Below are 8,800 nucleotides of genomic sequence, written 5' to 3' on the forward strand. Positions count from 1 at the left end.
ATCTGCACTTTATTTTTTTTATTAGCTGTTAAATTTTCACGACATCAAATTTGGCTTGAAGACATGATATATGCAAATTAACATTTTGCGACAAGTTTAATTAAAATATATGTTGTTGTAAGAAATTATATAGAAAATAAATAGTTAGTAATTACTTTAGACTGTTGTTGATAAGCATAAGTCTGGTTAAAGTTGCTTCAGAATCAGAAGATTCATTTTCTATATTAATATCTTTACATCTATAATCTAAGGCGTAATCTTTGAGACTATTGTTTATATCCTCGTTTTTAAATGAAATACTTACCTTTTCATTATCTATATCCCATTCAATTTCAGTAGCATTATTCATTTTATTTACCAGTGAAATTATGTCACTTATAGATTTGACTTCTATTCTTCTGGTAAAAATCCGGTATATTACCCGACAGATATCAGTCAGTGCTTCGCGATGAGAATTGATGGATCGAGAGATGAAGGTGCTTAGCGGCAAGGTAAGTTATTATAGCGGATGGATAATAAACCACAAGAGAACTTTTGCAGATGTACAAGGATGATTCTTTTCATTCGACAAAATTCTCCACAGACAGGGGATATGCGACGAGTCTTGATATGAACATCTATTTATGGAAAGAGGATATTGAACAGGCAGAACTACAATATCCTTGCAGGAGAAGGAGATATTCTGCGGATTTTAAAAGAAATTGACAAAGCCGAAAATAGAGAGAGTATTGGAGCAGGAATTCAGAAACTACTTGAAGTTCTTGGCAATTATGGAAATGCAGATCGAACTTATCTTTTTGAAACGGTTCATACACCAGAGATATTTACAAATACCTATGAGTGGTGTGCAGATGGAATTACAGCTCAAAGAGATAATCTTCAGGATGTGAAATTTGAAGAATAAGCACACAGGATCTTGTTGAGGATATAGTCAATATCAGCAATAAAATGATAGAAAACAAGAGTATTGCCCAGAATCTTAAGAATAGTACTAATATATTTGCAAAGTTCTGATTGCAGGAATTGCATAGGAATAAAGCTATGTTTACTATTTACGGTTTACAATTTATATCTGAAAGATATTTGACATTTTTATATTTTTTTAATAATATTATATTATATGCGATTTTTGCATAAGAATATTAAGAAAGAGAGAAAGAGTATGAACGAAAAGAAAGAGTTCAAGCCTTATATTCCAGCTGATAAGGTTATGCCTGAGTTAACAGTTACATCTGTTATTATAGGTGTTTTATTAGCTATATTATTTGGCGGTGCTAACGCATATTTAGGACTTAGAGTTGGTATGACAGTTTCTGCATCCATACCAGCAGCGGTTATCTCAATGGGAATTATCCGCTTTATATTAAGAAGAGATTCCATATTAGAGAATAACATGGTACAGACTATTGGCTCTGCTGGTGAATCGGTTGCAGCAGGTGCTATATTTACACTTCCAGCATTATTTATGTGGGCGCAGGAGGAAGGTACAGCTATGCCTTCTTTAGTTGAGATAGCGCTTATTGCATTAATTGGTGGTTTCCTTGGGGTATTATTCATGATTCCACTTCGTAGTGCATTGATAGTCCAGGAGCATGGTGTGTTACCTTATCCAGAAGGACAGGCATGTGCTGAGGTATTAGTTGCAGGTGAAGAAGGTGGTGCTAAGGCTGGCACAGTATTTGCAGGTCTTGGTATTGCTGCTGTTTATAAGTTTATAGCAGATGGACTTAAGGTGTTCCCAAGTGAGGTTGATTTTACAATTAAACCATATAAGGGTTCAGCAGTAGGTGCAGATGTATTACCTGCACTTTTAGGAGTTGGTTATATATGTGGACCTAAGGTATCATCATACCTTCTTGCAGGTGGTTCTGTTGCATGGTTTATGATTATGCCATTAATCGCATTATTCGGTGGAGATAATATCATTGGACCAGCACTTATTCCAGTTTCACAGATGAGTCCATCACAGATATGGTCTAATTATGTACGTTATATTGGAGCCGGTGCAGTTGCAGCTGGTGGTATTTTAAGCTTAATTAAGTCATTACCACTTATTGTAAGGACATTTAAGCAGGCACTTAAGGGATATGGTAAGAAGGCAGATGGAGTAGAATCAAGATTAACTAAGGATATTCCTATGATGTTTGTTGTATTAGGAATCGGAGTACTTGCTATTATTATGTGGTTAATCCCAGCTATTCCTGTAAATCTTCTTAGTGCAATTATCATTATCATATTTGGTTTCTTTTTTGCAACAGTATCATCTCGTATGGTTGGATTAGTAGGTAGTTCCAATAACCCTGTATCAGGTATGGCTATTGCGACACTTCTTATTTCATCAGCGATTCTTAAGGCAACAGGTACTATTGGAATGAAGGGTATGGTTGCGGCTATAAGTATTGGTTCTGTAATATGTATAATTGCTGCTATAGCAGGAGATACATCACAGGATTTAAAGACAGGTTATATAGTAGGTGCAACACCTTACAAGCAGCAGGCTGGTGAACTTATTGGTGTAGCTGTATCAGCTATTACAGTTGGTGGAGTACTTTATTTACTTAATGCAGCATGGGGCTATGGTTCAACAGAATTACCAGCACCACAGGCAACTCTTATGAAGATGGTTGTTGAAGGTGTTATGGGTAACAGCCTTCCATGGTCACTTGTATTTGCAGGAGTTGCAATTGCAATAGTAGTTGAGATTCTTCAGATACCTGTGCTTCCATTTGCAGTAGGACTTTATCTTCCAATCTATTTAAGTACACCTATTATGGTTGGTGGACTTGTAAGACTTTACTTTGATAAGAAGAAAGGTATTACAGAAGAAGAGCGTAAGACTAAGGTTAATCAGGGAATACTTTATTCATCAGGTCTTATTGCCGGTGAAGGACTGGTTGGTATCCTTTTAGCGGTATTCGCTATTATTCCTGTTGGTGCAGATACTCTTGGCGATGTTATTAATATATCAAAGATTATTAATCTTGGTAATATCGGAGGACTTGTATTCTTTGCATGTCTTGTTGCAACATTAGTAGCATTTATTAACAAAAAAGAAAAGAAGACAAAATAATAAATAATATGTTATAATGAGTCTGCCGGTTATTTTGCCGGCAGATTTTTATTTTCTAGGATTAAAGGAGAAGGCTTGATTTATGGCTAAGCAGAAGGATAATTACTTAGACTATGTTCCAAAGCATAATTCGTTGTTCGAATGCAGGGAAAACAAAAAAGGTCATGTAGAAGTCAAAGTACACAATAAGGGGATTTTTAACAGAATAGCGCAGCTTATTGCACGAAAGCCCAGATATAGTTACATCGAACTAGATGATTTCGGTACATTTGTATGGCATAGCATAGATGGTGTAAGAAGTATTTATGATATAGGACAGCTTGTGAAAGAGCATTTTGGAGATAAAGCGGAGCCGCTGTATGAGAGATTGTGTTATTTTATAAAGCTGCTTCATAAGAATCAGTTTATTGTATATATGAACAAGATAAATAAGTAGCTAAATAGGCAAATAAATAAGCAGATAAACAAATGAATAAAATAGATTTGTAGATTATAAATATTTTAAAGGAGACATTGTTATGAGAGTATTATCTGAATTAGAACCTAAAAATGTATTTTCTTTTTTTGAGGATATATGTAATATCCCACATCCATCATATAAGGAAGAAAAAATCAGCAATTATCTTGTTGATTTCGCTAAGGAAAGAAAGCTTGAATATTATCAGGATTCACTTAACAATGTAATCATAATAAAGGAAGCCTCAAAGGGTTATGAGGATGCAGCACCTATAATACTTCAGGGACATATGGATATGGTATGCGAGAAGACACCTGATTGTGATAAGAATATGGATGAGGATGGACTGGATCTTGAGGTAAATGGTGATTTCATATCTGCTAAGGGAACAACGCTTGGTGGTGATGATGGAATAGCTGTTGCCTATGCACTTGCAATACTTGATGACGACAGTATCGCACATCCACGTCTTGAGTTCGTGTGTACAGTATCTGAGGAAGTAGGCATGGAAGGTGCTTCTTCCATAGATGTATCTATGTTAAAGGGCAAAAAGCTTCTTAATATGGATAGTGAAGAAGAAGGAATCATGCTTGCAAGCTGTGCAGGTGGCTGCAGTAGCAGAGTTACACTAAAACTTGATAAAAATAAGGTTACTGGAACAAAGCTTAGTATTACTTTATCAGGACTGACAGGAGGCCATTCAGGTGTTGAAATAGATAAAGGCAGAGGTAATGCGAATGTTCTTATGTCAAGAATATTAAGGGATGTTATCACAGACAATAATGTATATCTTGCAGCGTTTAACGGTGGAAGAAAGGATAACGCTATTCCAAGAGAATGTATGGCTGAGATTATTGTAGCAGCAGACAAGACAGCAGAGGTTAAAGCAGCTATTGAGAATGCAGCAAAAGAGATAAAAGAAGAGTTTGCTACATCTGATGCAGACTTAAAGTGTGTTGTAGATATATCAGAAGGCTGCAGCACAGAGGCAGTAACATATGAAGATAGCACAAGGGCAGTTTCACTTATACAGGCATTACCTAACGGAATAATGAGAATGAGCCAGGATATAGATAATCTTGTGGAAACATCGCTTAATCTTGGTGTGATTTCACTAGATGAATCAGGTATATGTCTTAGATTCTCACTTAGAAGTTCTGTAGGGGCTGCTTTAAAGAATCTTAAGAGCCAGATCAAATTCATTAGTGAAGCATTCAGGGCAAATGCTGAATTTACAGGTGAATATCCAGCATGGGAATATAAGAAAGATTCTAAGCTGCGTGATGACATGGTAAGGATATTTGAACAGATGTATGGTAAAAAGCCAACTATTGAGGCTATTCATGCAGGTGTTGAATGTGGTATACTTGCAGGCAAAATAGAAGGACTTGACTGCATATCAATGGGGCCTGATATTTTTGATATTCATACAACTGAGGAACACTTAAGCATATCTTCAACTAAGAGAATGTATGAATATATACTTAACGTAATAGCTTGTAAATAATAATACAATAATGAAGCACATTGAAGCAGGGTGAGTCTATGTATAATATATCAAAGGTGCCAGTTATATTTATGTCATCAATGTCTGATAATATGAACATAGTTATGGCTATTAATATGGGTGGAGATGACTTTATTGTAAAGCCCTTTGATATCAATGTGCTTATAGCTAAGGTGCAGGCAATGCTAAGACGGACATATTCATTTGCAGAGAGTACGAATATCCATAGAACATAACGGTTGTATACTTAACCTGAATGACCAGACATTTACGTATAATGGGAAAAAGATTGAACTTACTAAGAATGAGTACCGTATACTGCAGAGTCTTCTTGAGAATATAGGTAAAGTAGTCTCGCGTGATAATATTATGATGAAGCTTTGGGAAAGTGATGACTTTATTGATGATAACACGCTGACTGTTAATGTTACAAGATTAAGGAAAAAGCTTGAACAGGCGGGGCTCATAGATTATATAAAGACTAAAAAGGTGCCGGAATACAGGCAGATATAAAGACAATGACAGCTAATCGTGTATATGCGATGAGTGCAATCACAGCCCTGACTGCACAGAACACTACTGGTGTAACAGATATAATGGAGGTATCTCCTAAGTTTTTATCAGAGCAGCTGGATGGTATATTTACAGATATATATCCGGATGCTGTCAAGACAGGAATGGTTGCTTCAGGTAATAGCAGATAAGCTTACAGAGTATAAAGCAGGAAATATAGTTGTTGATCCAGTTATGGTGGCGACAAGTGGTGCAAGACTTATAAGTGAAGATGCTATCAGCATATTAAAGAGCAGATTATTACCACTTGCAACAGTTATTACTAGAACATTCCACGATAGAATGTAATCGGAGTGCTTGAAAACGCCGAAAATACAGTGTTTATGCGACTTTGAGAGATTACCAAGTTATCGTAAATTGGTGTAGTAAATGGTGTACTAAATGGTGTAGTAATTCTAAATAGGATTTAAGTACAAAGATAAAATAAATTTCAGAAAAGAGAGATGTACAGTAATGTATGTCTCTCTTTTTTGATATTCAAAAATCGTAAAAAATAGGGAACACTTCTGATTAATATAACTAGGAATGTTCCATAAAATTATATAAAGCATAAAAAGTTAAATTTGAGCCATATACACATTTTAAAGCTGTATATAGAAGGCTAATTTGAAATGGTGATTTCATGGTATTAATTAAAGGAGGACAAATGAAACAGTTGATATATGTTTTACCAAGCAGCATACACGAACTTATATTAGTTCCTGATAATGGTGATATGAATAAAAATTATATGATGCAGATGGTGCGTGAAGTTAATTCAACAGAAGTCAGACCAGATGAAATATAATGGTAAGAAATAATTGACGTTTAGCACTATGTGAGTTAGCATTGAGGTAGACAATTACTTCTTTGTATCACGCAAATCTAATTTTCCGAAATTCTTCATAAAAAAGGAAATATAATTTTTCAAAAAGAAGCAAGGTGAAAAGAAGAAAATGAATTTATTTAATGCAAAACTGGGGAAAAGAAAGTGAAAAATAAATTCCATTTTGGGGGCTAAAAAATGGAAAATAGTTTCCCCTGATACAAAAGCCTGTTTAGAACATATATCCATAAGAACCTTAAATATATCGTCCTGTTTTGGATATTGTAAAACTATGAGTGATTTATATGACAGAAAGAAGGTTAAATATGATAATTGAAAAGGAATATTTTGATTCAGAAGAAGTCAGGAAAGCGAATGCCATGAATGATAAGACGATGGCACCACCAAGAAGAATACGTCTTGCGACAACGGACAGTAACAAATATTATGCCAAAGCTGTATTTGTAGCCGATAAAGAAAATATAATTACCGGTGAGCTTCTTTACAGACCAGATTTTCAGGAGTCAGAAGAGGGAGTGGCATTCAGTGAGGTTGTTGTTAAGCAGACAGCAGATGTGGAAGAATATTTCAAGAATCTTATAAGGTTTGAAGGCTATAAAGTGATTTCAGAAGAATATGATGAGAGTGATATGCTTATGCATTATGATGAGCTGAGCATACAGGCTAATAAGCTTTTGTTTCTTGAGAGCAGGGAGGAGTAGATATGACAGATACGCAGAATGAGGTGTTTAAGACACCAGTAAACAAGATAAGACTGTTTGAGCATGGGGCTCCGGGTTCGCAGAACCTTAAGCTTACAAGAAAATATTACACTGAAGATATGCCTGATGGAAGAGTAAAGCATATAGTGCAGAACATTACAGATCCGGATATTGTTCCTTATATACCTGATGGTATTGGTAACAGTACAGACAGACAAAGGATTCCGGCAGTATTGATTATTCCAGGCGGTGCGTTCAGACGCCTTGTATACAACTTTGAAGGTGAAGATGTTGCAAAGTGGCTTAATAGTATGGGAATAGCTGCATTTGTTCTTGAATGCAGACTTCCATCAGATGAACATGATAATGCAGAGGATGTCCCACTTATAGATGCTATGCGCGCAATGAGAGTTATAAGAGGAAGGGCGCAGGAATTCGGTATAGATGAAGCTAAGATAGGCGTTATGGGCTTTTCAGCAGGAGGCTTTATGGCAGCGTTATTATCAACAGCGTATGAAAGTGATGTGTATGCGGATTATAAGTATAAGGATGAATATGATAAACTATCAGCAAGACCAGATTTTGCTGTTTGTTCATATCCGGTTATAAGTATTGACGATTGTATTGAAGCAGGCAAAAGATATATGTCTGAGGAACAGGTGCTTGAGAGAATCAGTGACAGTAAGGCAAAGATACTGCATAAGTATAATCCGGATAAGCTTGTAAGACCGGATATGCCGCCAATATTTATATGTGAAACGGATGATGACAGAACAACATTGTCTGAGAACAGTGTGGGCTTTTATATGGCAGCAAGAAAAGCCGGGGTAAGTGCTGAACTTCATATATTCAGAACAGGTGGACATGGTTATGGCTGTGGTGATGATTTTGCACAGACTGGTGAGTGGAAAGTACTTTTTACAAAGTGGATTAAGAGTATTGGAATTATTAGTTAAGATGGATATATTATACGAAGATAAAGATAAGATTATATTAAACAAGCCGGTTGCTGGTGATGGAAAGTATGGTGGAAATATGGCTGTCCAGGCAGCTGAAAGGATAAAAGGCATACGTATTAAGCGTGGATGTATAGCGTTATGTGCGGTTAGTCTTAAGGTTGATGGCAAGTTATACGAAGTGAAACCAGGATTTTATTTTTGTATTTATGTGAGCAACGAGTTAATATCCGCGCTTGCACGAGAATTTGGTCACTGTTGCAATGATTTATTTTTATCTGAGCTTGTCATTTATAAGCATAAGTCTTGTAAGTGTAGATTCATAATTAGTTTCTGTTTTTTCAATTAATATATTGTCTTTTTTGTAATCTACAGCGTATTCTTTTAAACAATTATTGATTTCTTTATTCTTAAAAGAAATACATACTTTATCATTATCAATATCCCAATCAATATCAGTAGCTATATTCATTTTATTAACAAGAGATATAATATCGTTTACAGATTTTACCTCTATGTCTAAAAATTCAAATACACTTACTTCTAATGCTTCTGCAATTTTAGAGAGTTGTTCTAGTTTAGGATTTCTATTATCAGTTTCATATTTCTTTAATGTTGATAAATTTATTCCACTTTTTTCACTTAATTGCTCCATAGTAAGTTTTCGAGCTTTTCTATATTTTTTTTATTGTTCTAGCTAGATTTGATCT

The 8,800-nt window shown here is 35.3% G+C and carries 8 protein-coding genes and 3 pseudogenes; 9 read left to right on the plus strand and 2 right to left on the minus strand.

Features of this window, described 5'->3' with window-relative positions; all coding sequences use genetic code 11:
* Positions 1–151: 151 nt before the first annotated feature.
* The gene (locus tag DW963_RS03485; RefSeq protein WP_243002054.1) at positions 152–349 is read right to left on the minus strand and encodes a hypothetical protein; all 198 of its coding nucleotides are present in this window, start codon (positions 347–349) and stop codon (positions 152–154) included.
* 288 nt (positions 350–637) lie between these two features.
* Here DW963_RS03485 and DW963_RS03490 point away from each other — a divergent pair, with 288 nt between their 5' ends.
* The 9 genes and pseudogenes from DW963_RS03490 (at position 638) to DW963_RS03525 (ending at position 8,090) form a co-directional block, all read left to right on the plus strand.
* Positions 638–904 carry a hypothetical protein gene (locus DW963_RS03490; RefSeq protein ID WP_117913855.1) on the plus strand — a complete coding sequence of 89 codons (267 nt, stop codon included), beginning with the start codon at positions 638–640 and terminating at the stop codon, positions 902–904.
* Positions 905–1,162: 258 nt separating this feature from the next.
* Positions 1,163–3,070, plus strand: coding sequence for an OPT family oligopeptide transporter (locus DW963_RS03495; RefSeq protein WP_117913856.1), 1,908 nt, complete (start codon positions 1,163–1,165; stop codon positions 3,068–3,070).
* An 82-nt stretch (positions 3,071–3,152) separates the two neighbouring features.
* Entirely contained in the window at positions 3,153–3,506 is a 354-nt protein-coding gene (locus tag DW963_RS03500; protein ID WP_022203845.1) for a PqqD family protein, read from the plus strand.
* 82 nt (positions 3,507–3,588) lie between these two features.
* The gene (locus DW963_RS03505) at positions 3,589–5,034 is read left to right on the plus strand and encodes an aminoacyl-histidine dipeptidase (protein WP_012740331.1); all 1,446 of its coding nucleotides are present in this window, start codon (positions 3,589–3,591) and stop codon (positions 5,032–5,034) included.
* A gap of 47 nt (positions 5,035–5,081) precedes the next feature.
* Positions 5,082–5,547: pseudogene (locus DW963_RS03510) on the plus strand (response regulator transcription factor); the annotation flags it as partial.
* A 29-nt stretch (positions 5,548–5,576) separates the two neighbouring features.
* A pseudogene (locus DW963_RS03515) lies at positions 5,577–5,895 on the plus strand (bifunctional hydroxymethylpyrimidine kinase/phosphomethylpyrimidine kinase).
* Between the two features lie 358 nt (positions 5,896–6,253).
* Complete coding sequence (locus tag DW963_RS13245) at positions 6,254–6,394, plus strand: DUF5688 family protein (RefSeq protein WP_158567492.1); 141 nt, start codon at positions 6,254–6,256, stop codon at positions 6,392–6,394.
* 344 nt (positions 6,395–6,738) lie between these two features.
* Complete coding sequence (locus DW963_RS03520; protein ID WP_012740326.1) at positions 6,739–7,134, plus strand: hypothetical protein; 396 nt, start codon at positions 6,739–6,741, stop codon at positions 7,132–7,134.
* A 2-nt stretch (positions 7,135–7,136) separates the two neighbouring features.
* A complete protein-coding gene (locus DW963_RS03525; protein ID WP_117913858.1) occupies positions 7,137–8,090 on the plus strand; it encodes an alpha/beta hydrolase in 954 nt (317 codons plus the stop codon).
* Between the two features lie 274 nt (positions 8,091–8,364).
* Here DW963_RS03525 and DW963_RS03530 read toward each other — a convergent pair.
* Positions 8,365–8,763: pseudogene (locus DW963_RS03530) on the minus strand (helix-turn-helix domain-containing protein); the annotation flags it as partial.
* Positions 8,764–8,800 lie beyond the last annotated feature (37 nt).

The sequence above is a fragment of the Eubacterium sp. AM46-8 genome (assembly GCF_003466705.1).
Classification (GTDB): Bacteria; Bacillota; Clostridia; order Lachnospirales; family Lachnospiraceae; genus Lachnospira.